19 protein-coding genes are annotated in these 22,547 nt (G+C 59.3%); 11 read left to right on the top strand and 8 right to left on the bottom strand.

The window, feature by feature from the left end; all coding sequences use genetic code 11:
- Positions 1–3: 3 nt before the first annotated feature.
- Positions 4–1,185, bottom strand: a complete 1,182-nt coding sequence (locus D882_RS0119910; RefSeq protein WP_027924860.1) for an amino acid ABC transporter permease — start codon at positions 1,183–1,185, stop codon at positions 4–6.
- 65 nt (positions 1,186–1,250) lie between these two features.
- On the bottom strand, positions 1,251–2,282 hold the full coding sequence (locus D882_RS0119905) for an amino acid ABC transporter substrate-binding protein (RefSeq protein ID WP_027924859.1): 1,032 nt from the start codon (positions 2,280–2,282) through the stop codon (positions 1,251–1,253).
- Positions 2,283–2,749: 467 nt separating this feature from the next.
- Here D882_RS0119905 and D882_RS0119900 point away from each other — a divergent pair, with 467 nt between their 5' ends.
- The 5 genes from D882_RS0119900 (at position 2,750) to D882_RS0119880 (ending at position 8,056) form a co-directional block, all read left to right on the top strand.
- Complete coding sequence (locus tag D882_RS0119900; protein ID WP_027924858.1) at positions 2,750–3,406, top strand: alpha/beta hydrolase; 657 nt, start codon at positions 2,750–2,752, stop codon at positions 3,404–3,406.
- 84 nt (positions 3,407–3,490) lie between these two features.
- Positions 3,491–4,978 carry an ATP-dependent RNA helicase RhlB gene (gene rhlB, locus D882_RS0119895; protein ID WP_027924857.1) on the top strand — a complete coding sequence of 496 codons (1,488 nt, stop codon included), beginning with the start codon at positions 3,491–3,493 and terminating at the stop codon, positions 4,976–4,978.
- A 138-nt stretch (positions 4,979–5,116) separates the two neighbouring features.
- Positions 5,117–6,064, top strand: coding sequence for an ornithine cyclodeaminase family protein (locus D882_RS0119890; protein WP_027924856.1), 948 nt, complete (start codon positions 5,117–5,119; stop codon positions 6,062–6,064).
- A 147-nt stretch (positions 6,065–6,211) separates the two neighbouring features.
- Positions 6,212–7,339 carry an FAD-binding oxidoreductase gene (locus tag D882_RS0119885; RefSeq protein ID WP_027924855.1) on the top strand — a complete coding sequence of 376 codons (1,128 nt, stop codon included), beginning with the start codon at positions 6,212–6,214 and terminating at the stop codon, positions 7,337–7,339.
- Positions 7,340–7,429: 90 nt separating this feature from the next.
- The gene (locus D882_RS0119880) at positions 7,430–8,056 is read left to right on the top strand and encodes a transcriptional regulator (RefSeq protein ID WP_027924854.1); all 627 of its coding nucleotides are present in this window, start codon (positions 7,430–7,432) and stop codon (positions 8,054–8,056) included.
- A gap of 127 nt (positions 8,057–8,183) precedes the next feature.
- Here D882_RS0119880 and D882_RS0119875 read toward each other — a convergent pair whose 3' ends face one another.
- The 6 genes from D882_RS0119875 to D882_RS0119850 all read right to left on the bottom strand — a co-directional run bounded on the left by D882_RS0119875 (position 8,184) and on the right by D882_RS0119850 (position 13,535).
- Complete coding sequence (locus D882_RS0119875; RefSeq protein ID WP_027924853.1) at positions 8,184–8,960, bottom strand: ABC transporter substrate-binding protein; 777 nt, start codon at positions 8,958–8,960, stop codon at positions 8,184–8,186.
- Positions 8,961–9,267: 307 nt separating this feature from the next.
- Complete coding sequence (gene moaE / locus D882_RS0119870; RefSeq protein WP_027924852.1) at positions 9,268–9,720, bottom strand: molybdopterin synthase catalytic subunit MoaE; 453 nt, start codon at positions 9,718–9,720, stop codon at positions 9,268–9,270.
- Between the two features lie 3 nt (positions 9,721–9,723).
- Entirely contained in the window at positions 9,724–9,966 is a 243-nt protein-coding gene (moaD, locus tag D882_RS0119865) for a molybdopterin converting factor subunit 1 (protein WP_027924851.1), read from the bottom strand.
- Complete coding sequence (gene moaC, locus D882_RS0119860) at positions 9,963–10,436, bottom strand: cyclic pyranopterin monophosphate synthase MoaC (protein ID WP_027924850.1); 474 nt, start codon at positions 10,434–10,436, stop codon at positions 9,963–9,965. The genes moaD and moaC overlap by 4 nt, the downstream gene beginning before the upstream one ends.
- A gap of 234 nt (positions 10,437–10,670) precedes the next feature.
- Positions 10,671–12,065 carry a PhoH family protein gene (locus D882_RS0119855; protein WP_027924849.1) on the bottom strand — a complete coding sequence of 465 codons (1,395 nt, stop codon included), beginning with the start codon at positions 12,063–12,065 and terminating at the stop codon, positions 10,671–10,673.
- Positions 12,066–12,410: 345 nt separating this feature from the next.
- Positions 12,411–13,535 carry a polysaccharide deacetylase family protein gene (locus D882_RS0119850; RefSeq protein ID WP_027924848.1) on the bottom strand — a complete coding sequence of 375 codons (1,125 nt, stop codon included), beginning with the start codon at positions 13,533–13,535 and terminating at the stop codon, positions 12,411–12,413.
- 238 nt (positions 13,536–13,773) lie between these two features.
- Here D882_RS0119850 and yaaA point away from each other — a divergent pair, with 238 nt between their 5' ends.
- The 6 genes from yaaA to D882_RS0119820 all read left to right on the top strand — a co-directional run bounded on the left by yaaA (position 13,774) and on the right by D882_RS0119820 (position 22,539).
- Positions 13,774–14,553: a peroxide stress protein YaaA gene (yaaA, locus tag D882_RS0119845; RefSeq protein ID WP_027924847.1), complete on the top strand. Its 780-nt coding sequence runs from the start codon at positions 13,774–13,776 to the stop codon at positions 14,551–14,553.
- Between the two features lie 825 nt (positions 14,554–15,378).
- The gene (locus D882_RS0119840; RefSeq protein ID WP_027924846.1) at positions 15,379–16,695 is read left to right on the top strand and encodes a nucleotide sugar dehydrogenase; all 1,317 of its coding nucleotides are present in this window, start codon (positions 15,379–15,381) and stop codon (positions 16,693–16,695) included.
- Between the two features lie 152 nt (positions 16,696–16,847).
- The gene (gene alg8, locus D882_RS0119835) at positions 16,848–18,329 is read left to right on the top strand and encodes a mannuronan synthase (protein WP_032833612.1); all 1,482 of its coding nucleotides are present in this window, start codon (positions 16,848–16,850) and stop codon (positions 18,327–18,329) included.
- 35 nt (positions 18,330–18,364) lie between these two features.
- Positions 18,365–19,534, top strand: a complete 1,170-nt coding sequence (locus D882_RS0119830) for an alginate biosynthesis protein Alg44 (protein ID WP_027924844.1) — start codon at positions 18,365–18,367, stop codon at positions 19,532–19,534.
- Between the two features lie 15 nt (positions 19,535–19,549).
- Positions 19,550–21,055: an alginate biosynthesis TPR repeat lipoprotein AlgK gene (algK, locus tag D882_RS0119825; RefSeq protein ID WP_305809466.1), complete on the top strand. Its 1,506-nt coding sequence runs from the start codon at positions 19,550–19,552 to the stop codon at positions 21,053–21,055.
- On the top strand, positions 21,052–22,539 hold the full coding sequence (locus D882_RS0119820; RefSeq protein WP_027924842.1) for an alginate export family protein: 1,488 nt from the start codon (positions 21,052–21,054) through the stop codon (positions 22,537–22,539). The genes algK and D882_RS0119820 overlap by 4 nt, the downstream gene beginning before the upstream one ends.
- Positions 22,540–22,547 lie beyond the last annotated feature (8 nt).

Raw genomic sequence — 22,547 nt, 5'->3', positions numbered from 1 at the left:
TCCTTACCGCTCGATCAGCGCAATGCGCTTGTTGTACCAGTTCATCAGCAGGGAAATGCTGATACTGATCGCCAGGTACACACTCATGGTGATCGCAATCACCTCGATCGCCTGCCCGGTCTGGTTCAGCACCGTACCGGCAAACAACGACACCATTTCCGGGTAACCAATACCGGCCGCCAGCGAGGAGTTCTTCGCCAGGTTCAGGTATTGGCTGGTGAGCGGTGGAATGATCACGCGCAGGGCTTGCGGGATGATCACCTTGCGCAGGGTCGGACCGTTACGCAGCCCGAGCGAGTGCGCCGCTTCGGTCTGGCCGTGGCTGACCGACTTGATGCCCGAACGCACGATCTCGGCGATGAACGCCGCGGTGTACACCGTCAGGGCCAGGGTCAATGCCAACAGTTCCGGGATCAGTACCCAGCCACCCACGAAGTTGAAGCCCTTGAGCTCCGGCATTTCCCAGTGCAGCGGCGCGCCGAAGATCAACGCGCACAGCGCCGGGATCACCAGGAACAGCGCCAGGCCAACCCAGAATTTGTGGAACGGAACGCCGGTCTCTTCGAAGCGTTTGGTGGCCCAGCGGCTCATCAGCACGATGGCGACAATGGCCACGACAATGCTCGCCACAAACGGCCAGAACCCGTCCGCCGCCAACGCGGCCGGCATGTTCAGGCCACGGGTGCTGACGAAGAAGGTGTCGCCGAAGTTATGGCTGTTGCGTGGCCCCGGCATGGTCAGGAAGACCGCGAAGTACCAGAACAGGATTTGCAGCAGCGGCGGAATGTTGCGGAAGACTTCCACATAAACAGTCGCCAGTTTGCTGATGATCCAGTTCTTCGACAGTCGTGACACGCCGACGATGAACCCGAGGATCGTCGCCAGGATCACGCCGATGAACGTCACCAGCAGCGTGTTGAGCAGGCCGATGACAAACACCCGGGCATAGCTGTCCGATTCGGTGTAGTCGATCAGGTGTTGAGCGATGCCGAAACCGGCACTGCGCTCCAGAAAACTGAAACCGGAAGTAATACCCCGGTGTTGAAGGTTGGTCTGCGTGTTATCGAACAGATACCAGCCCATCGAGACCACCGCCACAATGGTGATGATCTGAAACAGCCACGCACGCACTTTGGGATCGCTGAGGCTGAGCCTCTGCTTTGGTGCGCCGATTGAATTTTGCATGAAGTGCCCCGGATGTAATGGAACAGAACATCACCCGGTGGTTGGCCCACCGGGTGATAGAACCATCAGCGCACTGGTGGTGCGTATTGAATGCCGCCGTTGGTCCACAGGGCGTTCATGCCACGGTCGATTTCCAGCGGAGTGCTCTTGCCGAGGTTTTTCTCGAAGACTTCACCGTAGTTGCCGACCTGGCTGACGATCTTGACGACCCAGTCCTTCGGCAGTTTCAGGTCCTTGCCGTACTCGCCATCAGCGCCGAGCAGACGAGCAACGTCTGGGTTTTTAGTCGACTTGGCTTGTTCAACCACGTTTTTGGAAGTCACGCCTGCCTCTTCGGCGTTGAGCATGGCGTAGCCAACCCAACGAACGATGGCCAGCCACTCGTCGTCGCCGTTACGCACGACTGGACCCAGAGGTTCTTTGGAAATGGTTTCCGGCAGAACCACGTAGTCTTTCGGCGAAGCCAGCTTGCTGCGCTGTGCGTAGAGCTGGGATTTGTCGGAGGTCAACACGTCGCAACGACCGGATTCCAGCGACTTGGCGCTTTCATCGGAGGTGTCGAAAGTGATCGGGGTGTACTTCAGGTTGTTGGCACGGAAGTAGTCGGATACGTTCAGCTCGGTGGTGGTACCGGCTTGAATGCAGATGGTTGCACCGTCCAGTTCCTTGGCACTTTTCACGCCCAGCTTGCTGTTGGCCAGGAAGCCCACGCCGTCGTAGTAAGTGATGAAGCCAGGAAACTTCAGGCCCATGCCCGCGTCACGGGAACTGGTCATGGTGGAGTTGCGCGACAGCATGTCGATTTCGCCGGATTGCAGAGCGGTGAAACGCTCCTTGGCATTCAACTGGCTGAATTTGACTTTGTTTGCATCGCCGAACACTGCAGCCGCCACGGCGCGGCAGTAGTCAGCATCGATACCAACGATCTTGCCGGTGGAGTCTGGAACCGAGAAGCCCGGCAGACCATCACTGACACCGCACTGTACGAAACCTTTCTTCTGCACTGCATCCAGGGTTGCACCCGCCTGAGCGAACCCACTGATACCGAGTACTGCGGTTGCAGTCACGATAGCCAGGGTGGATTTCAACATCTTCATTCAAACCTCCAGTTTTGCTCTTGTTGTGTCGGAGCTTGAGTCCTGCCGCACCCTTTTGAGGCGTAATCGACCCGAGTTGGCTTTTTTTGGGGTCAACCGACGTAGGACCTGCGCTATGAGTCTAGTAGGAGAAAATCCACATCATGGATAACTCACTTCTCACCAATCGGCCGAACGGGCTGTAGCCCTTTCACGTTCGCGAAGCCCGTAACGGCCACTGGCGAACATCCATCACCGGATTCTTTGCTATCTCGCCGTCAGCAGTACACTGATAGTGTTACCGCAAGAGGCGAGATGGGTTGCACCGCTTTCCCATAGCAAAGCCCGTACCAGACCGCTGGCTGAACCGATTGCGCGACAGGTCAATAGCAAAACTTGTAGCCTTGCGACATCTTCTTAACTGATCAACCTGAGGCGCACTGGGATCTCGCACCCAATAAGAGCGCACGCACAACAATGGAGCAGCCATGACCGAGCCCCTTATTCTTGAACCCGTAAAGCCCGTAGACGCTTGCGTTATCTGGCTGCACGGCCTGGGCGCCGACCGCTACGACTTCCTGCCGGTGGCCGAAGCCCTGCAGGAAAGCCTGTTGACCACACGCTTCGTCCTGCCTCAGGCGCCGACCTGCGCCGTCACCATTAATGGTGGCTACGAGATGCCGAGCTGGTACGACATATTGGCCATGAGCCCGGCGCGCGCGATCAACCGCGAGCAACTGGAGGAGTCAGCGCAACGGGTCATTAAATTGATTGAAGTACAGCGAGCCGTTGGAATAGACGCCTCGCGGATTTTTCTCGCAGGCTTTTCGCAGGGCGGTGCCGTGGTATTACACACGGCCTTCCTGAAATGGCAGGGGGCGTTGGGTGGCGTACTTGCCCTCTCCACCTACGCGCCGACGTTCAGCGATGCACTCGAGCTTTCCGCCAGCCAACAGCGTATCCCGGTGCTGTGCTTGCACGGTCGGTACGATGACGTGGTGCAAAACGCCATGGGCCGTTCTGCGTATGAGCATTTAAAGCAGCGTGGTGTCACCGTGACATGGCAGGAATACCCAATGGGCCACGAAGTGTTACCCGAAGAAATTAGCGATATTGGCACCTGGCTCGCCGAGCGCTTGCGTTAAAAGCCTTCCTTTGATCATCCCGCTACGCCGCGCCCGTTTCTTGCATTACACTGGCCGGCGTACATTCCTTAACCAATTGATGAGATGACCGTGCTCAAAGCACTCAAAAAGATGTTCGGTAAAAGCGAGGTTGAGCAGCTCGCCCCAGTCGCCAGCGCTCCGTCTCACATCCCCAGCCACCGCACCGACGGTCATCAGCCTGGCCGGACCGCTGCCGTAGCGGCACCGAAACACGAGCCAGTGACCACACCGGCCGCCCCTCCTGTCGAGGTCATCGCAGCGGAACAACCGCTCAGCGAAGCCCCGAAACCTGCAAAACCACGTCGTGAACCGAAGCCAAAAGCGCCAGTTATCCCTTGGAAACTCGAAGACTTCGTCGTCGAACCCCAGGAAGGCAAAACCCGCTTCCACGATTTCAAACTCGCCCCAGAACTGATGCACGCCATCCAGGACCTGGGCTTCCCGTACTGCACGCCGATCCAGGCGCAAGTGCTTGGCTTTACCTTGGCGGGCAAAGACGCCATCGGTCGCGCCCAGACCGGCACCGGCAAAACGGCCGCGTTCCTGATTTCGATCATCACCCAACTGCTGGAAACCCCGCCGCCGAAAGAGCGCTACATGGGTGAACCACGGGCGCTGATCATCGCGCCAACCCGCGAACTGGTGGTGCAGATCGCCAAAGACGCGGCCGACCTGACCAAGTACACCGGCCTCAACGTCATGACCTTTGTCGGCGGCATGGACTTCGACAAGCAGCTCAAGCACCTCGAAGCCCGTCACTGCGACATCCTCGTGGCCACCCCGGGCCGCCTGCTCGACTTCAACCAGCGCGGCGACGTGCACCTGGACATGGTCGAAGTGATGGTGCTGGACGAAGCCGACCGGATGCTCGACATGGGTTTCATCCCACAAGTGCGTCAGATCATTCGCCAGACACCGCCGAAGAACGAGCGTCAGACGCTACTGTTCTCCGCGACCTTCACCGAAGACGTGATGAACCTCGCCAAGCAATGGACCACCGACCCGTCGATCGTCGAGATCGAGTCGCAGAACGTGGCCAGCGAAAACGTCGAGCAGCACATCTACGCCGTTGCCGGTGCCGACAAATACAAACTGCTCTACAACCTGGTCAACGACAACGGTTGGGAACGGGTAATGGTGTTCGCCAACCGCAAGGATGAAGTGCGCCGCATCGAAGAACGCCTGGTGCGCGATGGCGTCAACGCCGCGCAACTGTCCGGCGATGTACCGCAACACAAGCGCATCAAGACGCTGGAAGGATTCCGCGAGGGCAAGATTCGCGTGCTGGTCGCCACCGATGTCGCCGGTCGCGGCATTCACATCGACGGCATCAGCCACGTGATCAACTTCACCCTGCCGGAAGTTCCGGACGACTACGTACACCGTATCGGTCGTACCGGTCGCGCCGGTGCCGATGGCGTGTCCATCAGTTTTGCCGGTGAAGACGACTCCTACCAGCTACCGTCCATCGAGGCGCTGCTGGGCCGCAAGATCAGCTGTGAAACACCGCCGACGCATCTACTGCGGGCGGTTGAGCGCAAACGCCCGTAACCGGGAATTGTCAGAAAGAGGCGCAGCCGGAAACGGACTGCGCTTTTTTTTCGCCCCGCTTTTTTACAAGCGCTTGCCCAACGCAACTAAAAGTCCATAATAGACAAATTAGTTTACTTGCAGCTTCCGGAGCCGACCATGTCCAGTACGCCTTATGTGATCACCCAGCCTCAGGCCCGCGAACTGCTGGCGAAGGTCGACGTGCCGCAAATCCTGCGTAAGCTGTTTCGCGATCTGGCGGCCGGGCAAGCGGTGCAACCGGCGCAGCAACTGGTGGAATTCCCTCAGGGTGCGGGCGACTTCATCAACTACCTCGGCGTACTGGCGCAAGATGGCGTCTACGGGGTTAAAACCTCACCGTACATCGTGCGCGAACAAGGCCCGCTGGTGACTGCCTGGACGCTGCTGATGTCGATGCAGACCGGCCAGCCGCTGCTACTGTGCGATGCCGGTGAATTGACCACCGCACGCACGGCGGCAACCACCGCTGTCGCTGTTGATGCACTGGCGCCTTTGACGGCGCAGCGCCTGGCGATCATCGGCAGCGGCAAAGTCGCCCAGGCGCACTTGCACTACGTCAAAGGCCTGCGCGACTGGCAAAGCATCAGCCTCTACTCGCCGAGCCTGAGCGAGCAAAACCCCGAAGTATTGGCGCAGCTCCAGCGTCTCGATCCTCGTCTGACCATTGTCGACAGCCGCGAAGCGGCCATTCAGAACGCCGACGTGATCATGCTGTGCACCTCTTCCGCCGGCCCGGTGATCGACCCGGCTATCTTGAGCAAACCGGCGCTGATCACCTCCATCAGCACCAACGCCCCGCGCGCCCACGAAGTACCGCCGCAGAGTCTCAATGACATGCAGGTGTTCTGCGACTATCGTCTGACCACGCCGGGTTCGGCGGGCGAGATGCTGATTGCTGGCGAGCGGCATGGCTGGGACAAGCACTCGATAGTCGGCGACCTGCCCGACCTGCTGAGCGGCAAGGTACAACGCCCCGACTACCACCGGACGGTGTTCTTCCGCTCCATCGGCCTGGGACTGGAAGACATCGCACTGGCGAATGCCATCTATCACCTACAGCATTAACACCACGCCCCCTTGTGGGAGCCGGGTTTGCCCGCGATGCAGGCGCCACGCTCTGTCAGGCACACCGCGGCGATGCAATCGCGGGCAAGCCCGGCTCCCACAGGGTTCCTATCTATCAATGGCATTTGCGCCCTACAGGAGACGTTCATGAGCCAGGCAGACTTCATCATCATCGGCGGCGGGATTGCCGGGGCTTCCACCGGTTTTTGGCTGTCGCAGCAGGCCAGGGTGATTGTGCTCGAACGCGAATCCCATCCGGCCTATCACTCCACCGGACGCTCCGCCGCGCTCTACACCGCCGCCTACGGCACACCCCAGGTTCGCGCGCTGACCCAGGCCAGCCGCGACTTCTTCGACGCGCCGCCTGCCGGCTTCTGCGAACACCCACTGCTGACACCGCGCGGCGAGATGACCGTGGACTTCACCGGCGACCCGGCCGAGCTCAATAATCAATACCTCAGCGCCAAAGCCACGGTGCCCGAGATGCAACTGCTCAGCGCCGATGACGCTTGCGCGCGCCTGCCGATCCTGCGGCGGGAAAAAGTCCACGGCGCGATCTACGACCCGACCGCCAGCGACATCGACACCGATGCCCTGCACCAGGGTTACTTGCGCGGCATCCGACGCAACAAAGGCGAAGTCATTACCGACACCGAAGTGCTAAGCCTGACCCGCGATGCTGACGGTGTGTGGCAAGTCACCACCAATGGCCAGACCTTCAGCGCCCCCGTCATCATCAATGCCGCCGGTGCCTGGGCTGACAAAATCGGTCAGCTGGCGGGTGCCAAACCGCTGGGCCTGCAACCGAAACGGCGTGCCGCCTTCATCTTCGCCGGGCCCGAGGGCGTGGACATCCACCATTGGCCGATGCTGGTCAGCCTCGACGAGTCTTTCTACATGAAGCCCGACGCCGGTATGTTCCTCGGCTCGCCCGCCAACGCCGACCCGGTGGAACCGCATGACGTACAGCCGGAGGAACTGGACATCGCCATGGGCATTTACCAGATCGAAGAAGCCACCACCCTGACCATTCGCCGCCCGACCCGCACCTGGGCCGGGTTGCGCAGTTTTGTCAGCGACGGCGATTTACTGTCCGGCTTCGACCCGCAGGTCCCGGGCTTATTCTGGGTGGCGGCACAGGGCGGCTATGGCATCCAGACTTCGCCGGCCATGGGCCAGGCCAGCGCAGCGCTGGTACGCGGTGAACGCTTGCCCGAGCAGCTCACGCGTTTCGGTCTGGACGCCGACATGCTTTCCCTGGCTCGCCTCGGCTGATCGCCTGTTCAGGTGACGTGTCGCCACGATTACGGCAAACTTCCAGCGCCCGTTTTTACCGGGCGCTGACGCTGCCTGGAGCTCCACTGTATGAACGCACCTGAAAAAGACCCGGCGCTGGACAATTACCGAGCGATCGCCGATGCCATCGCCACGCTGTTCTTTCCTCATGCCGAGGTGGTGCTGCACGACCTGCGCACGCAGAAGATCGACTACATCGCCAACAACCTGTCGAAACGGGAAATCGGCGATGACGCGGCGCTGGAGGACATGCTCAGCGACGATGTCAGCGAAACCAACATTGGGCCGTACGAAAAGCTCAATTGGGACGGCCAGAAGATTCGCAGCTTGAGCACTGTATTGCGCGATAGCGAAGGTCATCCGCTGGCCGTGTTGTGCGTCAACCTGAACATCTCGCTGTTCGAGAATGCCAAGGCGGCGCTCGACCTGTTCCTGTCACCGAGCAAGCTGATCCCGCAACCGGATTCACTGTTTCGTGATGACTGGCAGGAGCGGATCAATACTTTCCTGCATGCCTGGCTGCGTGAGCGCCAGCTGAGCCTGAACCTGCTGACACGCGACCATAAACGCGAACTGGTGCTGGCGCTGCACGCCGAAGGCGCTTTCAAGGGCAAGAGCGCGTCGAACTATGTGGCCAATGTACTGAACATGGGCCGGGCGACGGTTTACAAGCATTTGAAGGAACTGAAGGGCTGAGATTGTGTTGGCTGGTCGGGCCCTCGAATCGTCGCACCGCCGGCTCCCACAGAGGATTTGTGTTTGACACAGACCCCATGTGGGAGCCGGCGGTGCGACGATTCGACTTGCCCGCGATGACGGACTATCAGTCGCCGTAGATATCGGACTTGAAGTACTTGTCCGAAATCTTCTGATACTCGCCACTCGCCCGAATGCCATCAATCGCCGCGTTCAATTCACTGACCAATTCAGTGTTGCCCTTGCGCACCGCAATCCCCGCGCCCTCGCCCACGTATTTCGGGTCCTTCAACTCCGGCCCGACAAACGCGTAACCCTTGCCACGCGGCATCGACAGGAAGTCATTCAGCGGGATGGTGTCGGCAAAAATCGCATCGAGGCGACCGGCGGCCAGGTCCATGTAGATTTCTTCGTTGTTGCCGTAGCGCTTGACGTTGATGCCCTTCGGTTCGAACACCTCGGTGGCATAACGGTCGGTGGTGGTCGCGCGCTGCACGCCAACGGTTTTGCCTTTGAGGCTGGCGTATTGGTCATCGACCACCGCGCCGTCCTTCATCACCAGGCGCGACGAAGTGAAGTAATACTTGTGGGTGAAGTCCACCGACTTCTTGCGGTCTTCATTGATGGTCATGGACGACAGCGCCATGTCGATTTTCTTCACTTTCAGGGAAGGAATCAGACCGTCGAATTCGCCTTCGACCCACACACACTGGACCTTCATTTGTGCGCACAACGCGTTGCCGATGTCGTAGTCGAAACCGACAATTTTGCCCTCGTCGGTTTTCGAGGCGAACGGCGGGTAAGCGGCTTCGATACCGATGCGCAGGGCTTTCTCGGTGGCAAACACGCTGGTGCACGCCAACAGGCTCAGGGCCAGACCGGTGATGAGGGGGAATTTCTTCATGTTCGTTCTCTCGCGGGTTGTTGTTGGTTTGGCAAGACAGAAGAAAGAGCAGAAACAGGGGACGCCTTTTTTGTACTTATAATTCCATACTGGACTTTAATGTACAAAGCGTCAATCGGGTGTGCGCAGTTCGCTGCGGCCGGTGGTCGGGCAGTGAATCAGGGCGTTTTGCGGTGGAGCTGATAGCCCCTTCGCGAGCAGGCTCACTCCTGCAGGGGATCTGGATCGTACACAAACAGTGTGTTCATGAAGATCAACTGTGGGAGCGAGCCTGCTCGCGAAGACGGGCTTGAGTACGCTGCAGGAACTACTTCTTCCAGCGATCCGCCGCCGCATGATCGCTGTCACGCCCCTCAACCCAACGCGGGCCATCGCGGGTATTTTCCTTCTTCCAGAACGGCGCACGGGTTTTCAGGTAGTCCATGACAAAGGCGCAGGCATCGAACGCGGCCTGGCGGTGGGCGCTGGCGGCGCCGACGAAGACGATCGGTTCGCCCGGTTCCAGGGCGCCGATGCGGTGCAGCACTTCCAGCTTCAACAGCGGCCAGCGCTGCTCGGCCTCGAGGGCAATCTTGCCGAGGGCTTTTTCGGTCATGCCCGGGTAGTGCTCAAGAAACATCCCGGCCACATCGAGTCCGTCATTGAAGTCGCGCACGTAGCCGACAAAACTCACCACCGCGCCCACGCCGACATTGGCAGCGTGCATGGCGTTGACTTCAGCGCCCGGATCGAACGCCGTGGACTGCACGCGAATCGCCATGGATCAGCCCCCGGTCACGGTTGGAAAGAACGCCACTTCATCGCCATCGCTCACCGGCTCGTCGAGCTGGCAAAGGTCTTCATTGCGGGCGCACATCAGGTTCTGCTCGTTCAATACGTCGGCACCGTCGCGCTGGGCCAGCAGCGCACGCACGTCGTCGACCGTGGCGAAATCCCCCTCAACCTTGACCGAATCCACGCCGAGCGTTTCACGGTAGCGCGCGAAAAACTTCACGGTAACGTTCATGGCTGATCCGCCTGGAAATGACCGCTCTTGCCGCCGACCTTCTCCAGCAGGCGCACGCTTTCGATGGTCATGCCGCGATCCACGGCCTTGCACATGTCGTAGATGGTCAGTGCCGCCACGCTGGCAGCAGTCAGCGCTTCCATCTCGACGCCCGTCTGCCCGGACAACTTGCAACGCGCGACGATGCGCACGGTATCGTCACCTTCGGCACTGAGCTCGACTTTGACGCCGGTCAGCATCAGCGGATGGCACAGTGGAATCAGATCGCTGGTTTTCTTCGCCGCCTGAATGCCGGCGATACGCGCCACGGCGAACACATCACCCTTGGGGTGACCGCCGCTGACGATCATCTGCAACGTTTCGGGCAACATGCGCACCAGCGCTTGGGCCGTCGCTTCACGGAACGTCACGGCTTTTTCAGTGACGTCGACCATGTTGGCGCGCCCTTGGGAATCGAGATGAGTCAGCACAGGGTTACTCCTGATCAGGAGCGTCGATTGTAAACCTGTGGGTCAATTTTCCGCACGTTTGATTGCAAGATCACATTGAACCTTGTGGGAGCGCGGCTTGCCCGCGATGGGATCAACGCGTTATGTCTGATGCACCGCGGTGTCTGCATCGCGGGCAAGCCACGCGCCTACAGGCTTGCATTCATCCATAAAAAACCGGGCGACCTTTGGGGCCGCCCGGTTTGGGTGGAGCAGTTACAAATGCGATTCAGCGTACTCGGCCAGAATCGAACGAGGCACCCCTTGCAGGGTGATGTGCACACCGTTGGGGAAGTCTTTGAAGCGTTCGGTCAGGTACGTCAGCCCGGAGCTGGTCGCGGACAGGTAAGGGGTGTCGATCTGCGCCAGGTTGCCCAGGCACACCACTTTGGAACCGGCACCGGCACGGGTGATGATGGTTTTCATCTGGTGCGGTGTCAGGTTCTGGCATTCATCGATCAAAATCAGGCTCTGCTGGAAGCTGCGGCCTCGAATGTAGTTGAGGGATTTGAACTGCAACGGCACTTTGCTGAGGATGTAGTCGACGCTGCCATGGGTGTTTTCATCATCCATGTGCAAGGCTTCGAGGTTGTCGGTGATGGCGCCCAGCCACGGCTCCATTTTTTCTGCTTCGGTACCGGGCAGGAAGCCGATCTCCTGGTCCAGGCCCTGCACGCTACGGGTCGCGATGATCCGGCGATAGCGTTTGCTGACCATGGTCTGCTCGATCGCCGCAGCCAGGGCCAGGATGGTTTTACCCGAACCGGCAGCACCGGACAGGTTGACCAGGTGGATATCCGGGTCCAGCAAGGCGTACAGCGCCAGGCTCTGATAGATGTCACGCGGTTTCAGGCCCCAGGCCTCCTGATGCAGCAGCGGTTCCTGGTGCAGGTCGAGAATCAGCAGCTTGTCTTCGTCAATTTCCTTGATCCAGCCGACAAAGCCCTGTTCGTCGATGATGAACTCGTTGATGTGCACAGCCGGCAGGTTGTCGATCATTCTCACCTGGTGCCAGGTGCGGCCGTGATCCTGGCGGGTTTCGACATTCTTGACGAGGTCCCAGAAGGAGCCGGTCATGTTGTGATAACCGTTGGGCAGCAGCGATACGTCATCAACCAGTTGGTCGGTGCTGTAGTCCTCGGCCGCAATCCCGCACGCCCGGGCCTTGAGGCGCATGTTGATGTCTTTGGTGACCAGTACGACGGGCAACGTGGGCGCGCGCGCGTGCAGGTCGATCAACTGGTTGATGATGATGTTGTCGTTCAGGTGTTCGGGAAGAATGATGTTCGGTTCGGCGCGTTTGCTCATCAGAATTGACAGCAAACCCTTGGGCCCACTTTTGCCACGCTGGATCGGTACACCCAGCTCGACGTCTTCAGGACTGGCATCGCCCAGCGTCTTGTCGATCAGGCGAATGGCCTGACGGCATTCCGCAGCCACGCTGTGATGCCCGCTCTTGAGCTTGTCGAGCTCTTCAAGGACGGTCATCGGGATGGCAACGTGGTGTTCTTCGAAGTTGAGCAGCGCGTTTGGATCGTGAATCAATACGTTGGTATCGAGTACATAAAGGATTGGCTGGTTGGAAGAAGAGCTACGTCCGTGATCATCCATACTCGGTCACCTTTGTGGGAGCCAGTAGACGCAATACCTTGGCGGTGCTGCGCCTCGAAGTGACTGCCGAATCTCACCTGCGGAGAGTCAAGTGACTGCAAACAAACGGGTCTTGGAAGACGCCACCTGTGTTGCAGGTTTCGGCGGTCTGTCTTCGTAATACTCCAAAACGTGTGACAGAAAAAAGTACTTTGACGCTTTTTTGAAGTTTATTTTTCAGAATGACCAATAGCACTTGGCGGACTGCCATCACCCCGTTAAAGTCGGAAGTCGGCCTGCATCGAAATCCCTCCCAAAAACGCCCCAAACCCAATGTTTACGGCGCTTGTGCCAATTCGCTGCTTTTCAGCGAAAACCGTCCTGACAGTCTTCCCAACCGATCCCGCTTTGCGCCGTTTGCGTGACGAGCCAGGGCATCGCCGTTTTCACCGCGTCCTGTTTCACATTGAAATTGATTACGCCGTGGCGCCACAGCAGCATCAGCGTCAACACCCGTTGCGCGCTCGGGTTGCCCTTGAGCTTGCCCGCCCCGTCCTGAGCATCGATATCCCACAACGCCACCTGCAAGCCCTGGGCATTGAAGAAGCCTTCGGCATCGGAGCGACGTTGGCCATCAGGTGGACGAAACAGTGGCACGTAGTTCTCCGGCAACTTGCTCTTGACCAGTTCGACGCTGCGTCGCACCGAGTCCTGCCAGTCCTGCCAATGGCTGTGAGAGCGGAACTCCCAGCCCTGCACGCCGATGCATTGCTGTGAATACATCGCTTGCAGGCTGGCCACCGAGTCGGCAGCCAGGCGCGCCTGAATGTCCTTGCCGAGAACGAAGAACGTGCCGCTCATGTTCATCTTGCGCAGGTACTCGGCAGCCCACCCGGTGTTGTCCGGCGCGATGTTGGCGGCGCTGTCGAAGGTCAACAAAAACAGCCGGTCATGCATGGCATCGCCATTGTGCTCATAGTCGCCAAAACGATCGACTTCGCTGCTGGTCTGCGGAAACAGGGCGGCCTTGCGCAGTTGCTCGTCCAGGTACTGCGCGTGGAACAACCGGCTCGGTTCGGCCCACTTGATGTAGTAGCTGTCGTCGCTGACCAGGAACTTGGCTGCTTGCCCGCGCAAGGTCTCCATGTCTTCGACCAGGAAACAGAAAGACGCATCCTGATCGCAGCTTTGCTGGGCGAAGTTGTAGTTGGTCAACAAGCGCTGCCACAGGCGCTGGCGCAGTTGGTTGACCGCTTCCAGATTGATTTTGCGCAACCCCAGGCGTTGGGCCAGTGCGGGTTCATCCAGCGATTCGCTGGCCAGCAATACTCGCGCAAACATGAGGATTTCGGCCCGCGATGCCACGTCGAACAGGGTCGGGCTGCTGAGTTTCTCAGGCCAGGTGCTGCGGTCCAGCGTCGCCAGATCACCGGGCGCCGCCAGGGCGCCAAAGCTCAATAGCCAGGCCGAGAAAAGAAAAACGATACGCAATGGGATGTCTCCATAACAAAACCCGCGGCGCACTATATATCGAGACGATCAAAAGAACGCAGCCTCGCGTTGCTCGACAGCTGCTACATTCCGATCCCAATCGGTCCCATAGCAGTTGTCGAGCAACGCGAGGCTGCGATCTGTCCCACTGACACCACCCATCACCTATGACACCCATAGCTGGAGTCATCCGCCTCTACCCCCTAGAATCGCGCCCACGATTAAAGGAGACGACTTCATGCTGATGGTGATTTCCCCCGCCAAGACCCTCGATTACGAAACACCGCCGGCGACCCAGCGCTTTACCCAGCCGCAGTACCTCGATCATTCCCAAGAGCTGATCATGCAGCTGCGCGACCTGACGCCGGCGCAAATCAGCGAATTGATGCACGTCTCGGACAAGATCGGCGGGCTCAACGCCGCGCGTTTCGGCAGCTGGACACCGGCGTTCACTCCGGAAAACGCCAAGCAGGCGCTGCTGGCCTTTAAAGGCGATGTGTACACCGGCCTCAACGCACAAACCTTCAGCGAAGCCGATTTCGATTACGCCCAGCAGCACCTGCGCATGCTGTCCGGCCTGTATGGCCTGCTGCGCCCGCTGGACCTGATGCAACCGTATCGACTGGAGATGGGCACCAAACTGGCGAATGCCCGTGGCAAGGACCTGTATGCCTTCTGGGGCACGCGCATCAGCGAATGGCTGAACGAGGCGCTGGCCGACCAAGGCGATGACGTGCTGCTGAACCTGGCGTCCAACGAATACTTCTCGGCGGTCAAACGCAACGCCTTGAACGCGCGCATCATCAATACCGACTTCAAGGACCTGAAGAACGGCCAGTACAAGATCATCAGTTTCTACGCGAAAAAAGCCCGCGGCATGATGAGCCGCTTCGTCATCGAAGAGCGCATCAACAACCCTGCCGACCTCAAGCAATTTGACGTTCAGGGTTACCGCTACAGCGCTGAACAGTCCAAACCGGACAACCTGGTTTTCCTGCGCGATCACGCCCCCGAATAAAAGCACCAACCCGGCGCACGACTCTCATAATCCTCGTCGTGCGCCGACGCCCGTTCGTCGAACAATCCCTCCTTCTTTCGTCGACTTATTGACGCCAATAAAACACCACATAATTTTCTAACTTTTGTTTCACTCGACTTCGGTGTTTTTTTTCAGTAGTGGCACTGAAAATTTTTATCGGTAGTGGCATAAAACTATCGAACTCGGTTAGCCCCCTATGTATCAAGGGTGAAACAGCAAGTGCCATCAATATGAAAGTAGTGCCATCTTTCTTAATATTTCAAGAAATTTCAGAATTCGCGATGAGCGGACTGGAACTATGTCCAAATGCGTAGCTCATACCACCGGTAACGATTATCAACGTGCTTGTACGAGATAACTTACGCAGACAAGCCATTCACATAGCGAAGTTGTCACATTAACTTCCGAACATGAGTCGCTTATTTGGGCAACACACGAAGGACAGGAGATACGCACCATTAATATCCCCTACAAGGCCAAGGCAGCGCCCCTATAAACGTGCTCTCCCGAGCACCCAACCGCTTGATTTACGGGCTTATTGCCTGGCATTGAGCGCGCAAAATCCTTGCACAAGCGTCCTCAGGCCAGAGGACCGGCTGCATAACAGGGCACGTCATAATAATAAGGCCTAGTTGCGCACATCTTGAGTGCACTTATTTAGACACTCGGAACTTAGTATGCCTGCACACGGCATTGTGGCGCCTGTAAGCCGCACTTTCGAGTGCACTATGACCGCTAAACACCTTTAACTCCGGCCATCTAATGGCTTGTGAATACAGTCTTGATAACAGTGAGGTAATTGCGATGCGCATCAGCATATTTGGTTTGGGTTATGTCGGCGCTGTCTGTGCCGGTTGCCTGTCTGCACGGGGCCATGACGTCGTTGGCGTCGATGTTGCCAAAGACAAAATCGATATGATCAATGCCGGCAAATCGCCGATCGTTGAACCGGGCCTGGGCGAACTTCTGCGCAAAGGTATCGATACCGGCAAACTGCGTGGCACGACTAACTTCGCCGAGGCGATTCGTGACACCGACCTGTCGATGATCTGCGTCGGTACGCCCAGCAAGAAAAACGGCGACCTGGAACTGAACTACATCGAAGCCGTGTGCCGCGAAATCGGTTTTGTCCTGCGTGACAAGACCACCCGCCACACCATCGTGGTTCGCAGCACCGTATTGCCAGGCACTGTGGCCAACGTTGTGATCCCGATCCTCGAAGATTGCTCCGGCAAGAAAGCCGGCATCGACTTCGGCGTTGCAGTGAACCCAGAGTTCCTGCGTGAAAGCACCGCGATCGCCGACTACGACCTGCCTCCGATGACCGTCATTGGCGAGTTCGACAAAGCATCGGGCGACGTTCTGCAGTCGCTGTACGAAGAACTCGACGCGCCGATCATCCGCAAGGACATCGCCGTTGCCGAGATGATCAAGTACACCTGCAACGTGTGGCACGCCACCAAGGTCACCTTCGCCAACGAAATCGGCAACATCGCCAAGGCAGTCGGCGTCGATGGTCGTGAAGTGATGGAAGTGGTCTGCCAGGATAAAACCCTGAACCTGTCCCAGTACTACATGCGCCCAGGCTTCGCGTTCGGCGGCTCTTGCCTGCCGAAAGACGTGCGTGCCCTGACCTACCGCGCCGGTTCCCTGGACGTGGAAGCACCGCTGCTGAACTCGCTGATGCGCAGCAACGAATCCCAGGTGCAGAACGCCTTCGACATCGTGTCCAGCCACGACAAACGCAAAGTCGCCCTGCTGGGCCTGAGCTTCAAGGCCGGCACCGACGACCTGCGCGAAAGCCCGCTGGTGGATCTGGCCGAAATGCTGATCGGCAAGGGTTACGACCTGAGCATCTACGACAGCAACGTCGAATACGCCCGTGTCCACGGCGCGAACAAGGATTACATCGAGTCGAAAATCCCTCACGTCTCGTCCTTGCTCAACTCCGACTTCGACGACGTGATCAACAACTCCGACGTGATCATCCTCGGCAACCGTGACGAGAAATTCCGCGCCCTGGCGCAGAACGCCCCGCACGGCAAGCAAGTGGTCGACCTGGTGGGCTTCATGACTAAAGCCACCAGCGTCAGCGGCCGCACCGAAGGCATCTGCTGGTAATACGGAATCCCGTCTCCGACACCGCGCTTATTGCGGATGAAACACCTGTAGGAGCCCGCCTTGCCGACGATGACGGACTTGAGATCGCCATCGCCGGCAAGCCGGGCTCCTACAGGGGCGCGGGGCTTGCAACTGACTTTAGGATTCCGATTATGCACAGGCTAAAGCACGGCCTACTTCAGGCCGCAGGTTGGCTGTTTTACCTAAGTTTATTGATGGGCATCGCCATGGCGTTGCCTGCGTCCACGTTCGACTCCGAGTCGAAGGACTTCATTTTCCTGATCGGCTTCATCGGGATCTGGCGTTACTCGATGGGTGCCACGCACTTTCTGCGCGGCATGCTGTTCCTGTACGTGGTCTACCCGCACCTGCGGCGCAAAGTGCGCAAACTGGGCAAAGCGGCGGACCCGTCCCATGTATTTTTGATGGTCACCAGTTTCCGTATCGACGCGCTGACCACCGCGCAGGTCTACGCCTCGGTGATTCGAGAAGCGATCGACTGCGGCCTGCCGACCACCATGGTCTGCTCCATCGTGGAAATGTCCGATGAGAAGCTGGTGAAGAGCCTCTGGTCGCGGATGAATCCGCCGGACCGGGTCAAGCTCGACTTCGTGCGCATTCCCGGCACCGGCAAGCGCGACGGCCTGGCCTACGGTTTCCGCGCCATCTCCCGCCACTTGCCGGACGACCGCGCCGTGGTCGCCGTGATCGATGGCGACACCGTGCTCGGCGAAGGCACCGTGCGCAAGACCGTGCCATGGTTCCAGCTGTTCGGCAACGTCGGCGGCCTGACCACCAACGAGTTCTGTGAAGTGCGCGGCGGCTACATCATGAGCGAATGGCACAAGCTGCGTTTCGCCCAGCGCCACATCAACATGTGCTCGATGGCCTTGTCCAAGCGCGTACTGACCATGACCGGCCGGATGTCGGTGTTCCGTGCCACGGTGGTCACCAACCCGGAATTCATCGCCGACGTGGAAAGCGACTCGCTGCAACATTGGCGCCTGGGTCGTTTCAAGTTCCTTACCGGTGATGACAAGTCGAGCTGGTTCAGCCTGATGCGCCTGGGTTACGACACCTTCTACGTGCCGGACGCCGCGATCAACACCGTCGAGCATCCGCCGGAAAAGAGCTTCATCAAGGCCAGCCGCAAGCTGATGTTCCGCTGGTACGGCAACAACCTGCGCCAGAACTCCCGCGCCCTGGGCCTGGGGATGAAACGCCTCGGCCTGTTCACCTCGGTGGTGCTGTTCGATCAGCGCGTGTCGATGTGGACGTCGTTGCTGGGCCTGACAGTCGCGCTGATTGCCAGCTTCAAATATGGCACCGCGTTCATCCTGGTGTACCTGCTGTGGATCGGCATTACCCGCCTGATCCTGACCGTGCTGCTGTCCCTTTCCGGTCACCGGATCGGCCCGGCCTACCCGGCGATTCTCTATTACAACCAGATCGTCGGCGCGCTGGTGAAGATCTACGTGTTCTTCCGCCTCGATCAACAGTCCTGGACTCGCCAGCCCACTTCTCTGACCCGTGATCTCGCCAGCTTTCAACGTTGGTTCAACACCTGGTCGTCTCGGACCATGACCTTCTCCGCCGGCAGCATTTTTGTCGCCGTGCTGCTGATGATGGTCTGACCCGCCCCTATTGAATTAACAAGGAAATCGCCCCTATGAATACCGCCGTCAACGCCAACGTAGTGCATGAATCTGAAGCCCAGCGCCAACACGCCCGAGTGAAAATCCCGGCCAAGCTGCGCTTCTTCGGTCCGGACCGGACGCCGGTTGAAGCCCGTGTGATCGACCTTTCCGCTGGCGGCCTGGCGTTCAACGCCGGTCAACTGCCGCTGAAGATCGGTGACGTGTACAAGGCTCGCCTGCAATTCGTCATCGACAACCTCGGCCTGGCCATGGACGTGGAATTGCAGGTTCGCTCCTTTGACCGCCAGACCGGCCGTGCCGGTTGCCAATTCCAGAACCTCGAACCGCAAGACATTTCGACCCTGCGTCACCTGATCACCTCTCACCTGGCCGGCGACATCGTCAGCATGGGTGAAGTGCTGGCGACCCTGCAGCGCGACAACTTCACCAAGGCGCGCAAGGTCAAGGACGGCGGCCACGGCATGACCGCGTTCGGTCGTCTGCGTGCAGTGACCTTCAGCCTGGGGATTTTCATCGTCGGCGTCGCGGCATTCGGTTTCATTTTCAAATCGGTGTACGGCATGTACTTCGTCAGCCACGCACAGGCCGGTCTGGTCAGCGTGCCGGGCATGAACATCACCATGCCGCGCGACGGCACCGTGCAGAGCCTGATCAAGGCTGACGGCGTGGCCGCCAAAGGCGCCCCGCTCGCCACGTTCAGCACCAGCATGCTCGACGTGCTCAAAGGGCATCTGGACGAAGACCAACTGCAACCGGCCAAGGTTGAAGAACTGTTCGGCAAGCAAATGACCGGCACCCTGACCTCGCCGTGCGATTGCACCGTGGCCCAACAAATGGTTGCCAACGGTCAATACGCCAGCAAGGGCGACGTGATCTTCCAACTGGTGCCGCGCAACACCGAAGCCAACATCGAAGCGCGCTTCTCTTATCGCCAGTTCCGTGACGTGCGTCCGGGTACTCCGGTCAGCTTCCAGATCGCCGGCGAAGACAAAACCCGCACCGGCAAGATCGTCAGCAGCACCAGCCTGAAAAGCGCCGACCTGTCGTCCGACATCCGTGTGCTGATCCAGCCTGACGAAGCCCTGGACAGCAGCCTCGCCGGTCGCCCGGTGGAAGTGAACAGCGATCGTGGCCCGAACCTGAACTGGCTGATCGACAAAGCCATGGCCGCCGGTCTTTAAGTCGAGGACATGCCCGTGACGATTATCAGTTTCCTGAAAACACCACAAACCCTGTGGGAGCGGGCTTGCCCGCGATGGGATCAACTCGGTTTATCTGATGCACCGCAGCGCCTGCATCGCGGGCAAGCCCGCTCCCATACTGGATATGCGGTGTGTGCAATCGCGTTGGCAGTGAGCCTGGCCGGTTGCGCCGGCCTGCCCGACCAGCGTCTGGCCAACGAAGCCCTCAAGCGTGGTGACACTGCGCTCGCGCAGCAGAATTACAAGCAACTGGCCGACCTCGGCTACAGCGAGGCTCAAGTGGGCCTGGCCGATATTCAGGTCGACAGCCGCGACCCGGCGCAGATCAAACAGGCCGAGGCGACTTACCGCGCGGCGGCCGATGTCTCGCCAAGGGCGCAGGCTCGCCTCGGTCGCCTGTTGGTGGCCAAGCCGGGATCTACTGAAGCCGAACAGCACGAAGCCGAAGGCCTGTTGAAAAAGGCCTCGGCCAATGGCGAAGGCAACACCCTGATTCCGCTGGCGATGCTGTACCTGCAATACCCGCACAGTTTTCCCAACATCGATGCGCAGAAGCAGATCAGCCAATGGCGCGCCGAAGGCAAACCGGAAGCGGGTCTGGCGCAAGTGCTGCTCTATCGCACCCAAGGTACTTACGACCAGCACCTGGACGAAATCGCCAGCATCTGCAAAGCCGCACTGAACACCACCGACATCTGCTACGTCGAACTGGCCACGGTTTATCAGAAACAGGCCAAGCCCGAGCAACAAGCCGAGCTGATCAAGCAGATGCAAGCCGCACACGCTCGCGGCACCGTCTCTGCGCAACGAGTCGACAGCGTCGCCCGTGTACTCGCGGACCCGACCCTGGGCAAGACCGACGAGAAAACCGCGCAGTCGCTGCTCGAACCTATCGCTCCAGGCTACCCGGCGTCGTGGGTCACCCTCGCGCAATTGATCTACGACTTCCCTGAACTGGGTGACGTCGACCAGATGATGAAGTACCTGGACAACGGTCGCGCCGCCGACCAGCCGCGCGCCGAACTGTTGCTGGGCAAGCTCTATTACGAAGGCAAAATGGTCCCGGCCGACGCCAAGGTCGCCGAAGAACATTTCCAGAAAGCCGTCGGCCGCGAAGTCGCCGCCGATTACTACCTCGGCCAGATCTACCGCCGCGGTTACCTGGGCAAAGTCTATTCGCAGAAGGCCCTGGATCACTTGCTGACCGCTGCGCGCAACGGCCAGAACAGCGCCGACTTCGCCATCGCCCAGCTGTTTTCCCAAGGCAAGGGCACCAAGCCCAACCCGCTTAACGCTTACGTCTTCAGTCAGTTGGCCAAGGCTCAAGACACCCCGCAAGCCACCGAGCTTGCGCAAACACTCGAAGCACAGCTGCCGCCTGCCCAGCTCGCCGAGGCCCAACGCCTGTTGAAACAAGAACAGGCCATTCGTGGGTCCTTGAGCCAGAACACGCTGGAACTGCACGCCCTGCAAGAAGAAGACGGCGAGGAATCCCTATGAAGTTGAATCCATTCATGAAGGCCGGCATCGGCCTCACGTTCGCGCTGATCTGGTCTTGCCCGACACTGGCCGCGATCACTGAAACCAAAAACTTCGGCCTCGAAGTGAAAGTCACCGGCCAGTCCGAGGACGACAGCGACCTCGGCACCCAGAGCGGCGGCGACGTCAATGGCGTCGGTCTCGACCTGCGTCCATGGATCTATGGCGAGAGCGGCGCGTGGAGCGCCTATGCCATGGGCCAGGCCGTGACCGCCACTGACATCATCGAAACGGACACCTTGCAAGGGACCGCCAGCGATGGCACCACGCCGACCACCAACGATGATCGCAAGACCAAGAAAAACTACTTGGCAATGCGCGAATTCTGGGTCGGCTACAGCGGCCTCACGCCGTATCCCGGCGAACAGTTGAAGCTCGGTCGCCAACGCCTGCACAACGCCGACGGCCAATGGCGCGACACCAACATCGAAGCCCTGAACTGGACCTTCGACACCACCCTGTTGCGCGCCAACATGGGCGTCGCCGAACGCTTCAGCGAGTACCGCACCGACCTCACGGAGCTGGCTCCAAAAGACAAGGATCGCCTGCACGTCTACGCCGATGCGGAGTATCAGTGGACGCCGGGGCAGTGGGCGGGCATTCGTGCTCATCACACCCACGATGACGGCAAGCTCGACTACCCGCAGCCGGGCGTACCCACCGATTCGCTGGACAAGAAACAGAACGGTGACCTCACCTGGCTGGGCCTGACCGCCGACAGCGACGCTTATAACTGGCGCAACACCAACACCGTCAATTACTGGGGCAGCATCACCGGCATGAGCGGCGACACCGACACGGTCAACCCGCTGAACGCCAATGGCACGCCTCCGACCGAAGCCAAACGCGGCCAAGACCTCAATGGCTGGGCCACGGATGTCGGCGTGCGTCTGCGCCTCGATCCGCAATGGCAAGTTGGTGCCGCCTATGCCCGCGCCAGTGCCGAGTACGAACAGAACGGCCTGGAAAGCAACCGCTCGAACTACACCGGTACCCGCTCGCGGGTTCACCGTTTCGGCGAAGCCTTCCGTGGCGAAATGCAGAACATGCAGACCGCTACCCTGTTCGGTTCGTGGATGCTCAACGACGAATACGACGCCAGCGTGATCTACCACAAGTTCTGGCGCGTCGACGGCAACAAGCCGATCGGCAGCAACGGCATCAACGCGGTCGAGAACAACACCGACGACCCGACCGGCGCGATTCTCTCCACCACGTCCCTGCCGCTGAACGATGGCGAAAAAGACCTCGGTCAGGAAATGGACCTGGTCGTCACCAAGTACTTCAAGCAGGGCCTGTTGCCGGCGGCGTTGAGCCAGTCGATCGACGAGCCTTCGGCCCTCGTGCGTTTCCGTGGTGGTGTGTTCAAGCCGGGTGATGCGTACGGCAAGGAAGTCGATTCGTACATGCACCGCGCATTCATCGACGTGATCTGGCGCTTCTGATGCGAACC

Origin of the sequence: Pseudomonas sp. URMO17WK12:I12 (assembly GCF_000514395.1) — a bacterium.
Taxonomy (GTDB): Bacteria; Pseudomonadota; Gammaproteobacteria; order Pseudomonadales; family Pseudomonadaceae; genus Aquipseudomonas; species Aquipseudomonas mucoides.
This window is presented reverse-complemented; position numbering and strand designations above follow the sequence as displayed.

Excerpts from the sequence above, each read along its gene's own strand:
- moaD (WP_027924851.1), bottom strand. The coding sequence starts at position 9,966 with ATGAACGTTACCGTGAAGTTTTTCGCGCGCTACCGTGAAACGCTCGGC.
- moaE (WP_027924852.1), bottom strand. The coding sequence starts at position 9,720 with ATGGCGATTCGCGTGCAGTCCACGGCGTTCGATCCGGGCGCTGAAGTC.
- D882_RS0119820 (WP_027924842.1), top strand. The coding sequence starts at position 21,052 with ATGAAGTTGAATCCATTCATGAAGGCCGGCATCGGCCTCACGTTCGCG.
- D882_RS0119840 (WP_027924846.1), top strand. The coding sequence starts at position 15,379 with ATGCGCATCAGCATATTTGGTTTGGGTTATGTCGGCGCTGTCTGTGCC.
- D882_RS0119890 (WP_027924856.1), top strand. The coding sequence starts at position 5,117 with ATGTCCAGTACGCCTTATGTGATCACCCAGCCTCAGGCCCGCGAACTG.
- D882_RS0119910 (WP_027924860.1), bottom strand. The coding sequence starts at position 1,185 with ATGCAAAATTCAATCGGCGCACCAAAGCAGAGGCTCAGCCTCAGCGAT.
- yaaA (WP_027924847.1), top strand. The coding sequence starts at position 13,774 with ATGCTGATGGTGATTTCCCCCGCCAAGACCCTCGATTACGAAACACCG.
- D882_RS0119875 (WP_027924853.1), bottom strand. The coding sequence starts at position 8,960 with ATGAAGAAATTCCCCCTCATCACCGGTCTGGCCCTGAGCCTGTTGGCG.
- D882_RS0119900 (WP_027924858.1), top strand. The coding sequence starts at position 2,750 with ATGACCGAGCCCCTTATTCTTGAACCCGTAAAGCCCGTAGACGCTTGC.
- D882_RS0119885 (WP_027924855.1), top strand. The coding sequence starts at position 6,212 with ATGAGCCAGGCAGACTTCATCATCATCGGCGGCGGGATTGCCGGGGCT.
- rhlB (WP_027924857.1), top strand. The coding sequence starts at position 3,491 with ATGACCGTGCTCAAAGCACTCAAAAAGATGTTCGGTAAAAGCGAGGTT.
- D882_RS0119830 (WP_027924844.1), top strand. The coding sequence starts at position 18,365 with ATGAATACCGCCGTCAACGCCAACGTAGTGCATGAATCTGAAGCCCAG.
- alg8 (WP_032833612.1), top strand. The coding sequence starts at position 16,848 with ATGCACAGGCTAAAGCACGGCCTACTTCAGGCCGCAGGTTGGCTGTTT.
- D882_RS0119880 (WP_027924854.1), top strand. The coding sequence starts at position 7,430 with ATGAACGCACCTGAAAAAGACCCGGCGCTGGACAATTACCGAGCGATC.
- D882_RS0119905 (WP_027924859.1), bottom strand. The coding sequence starts at position 2,282 with ATGAAGATGTTGAAATCCACCCTGGCTATCGTGACTGCAACCGCAGTA.
- D882_RS0119855 (WP_027924849.1), bottom strand. The coding sequence starts at position 12,065 with ATGGATGATCACGGACGTAGCTCTTCTTCCAACCAGCCAATCCTTTAT.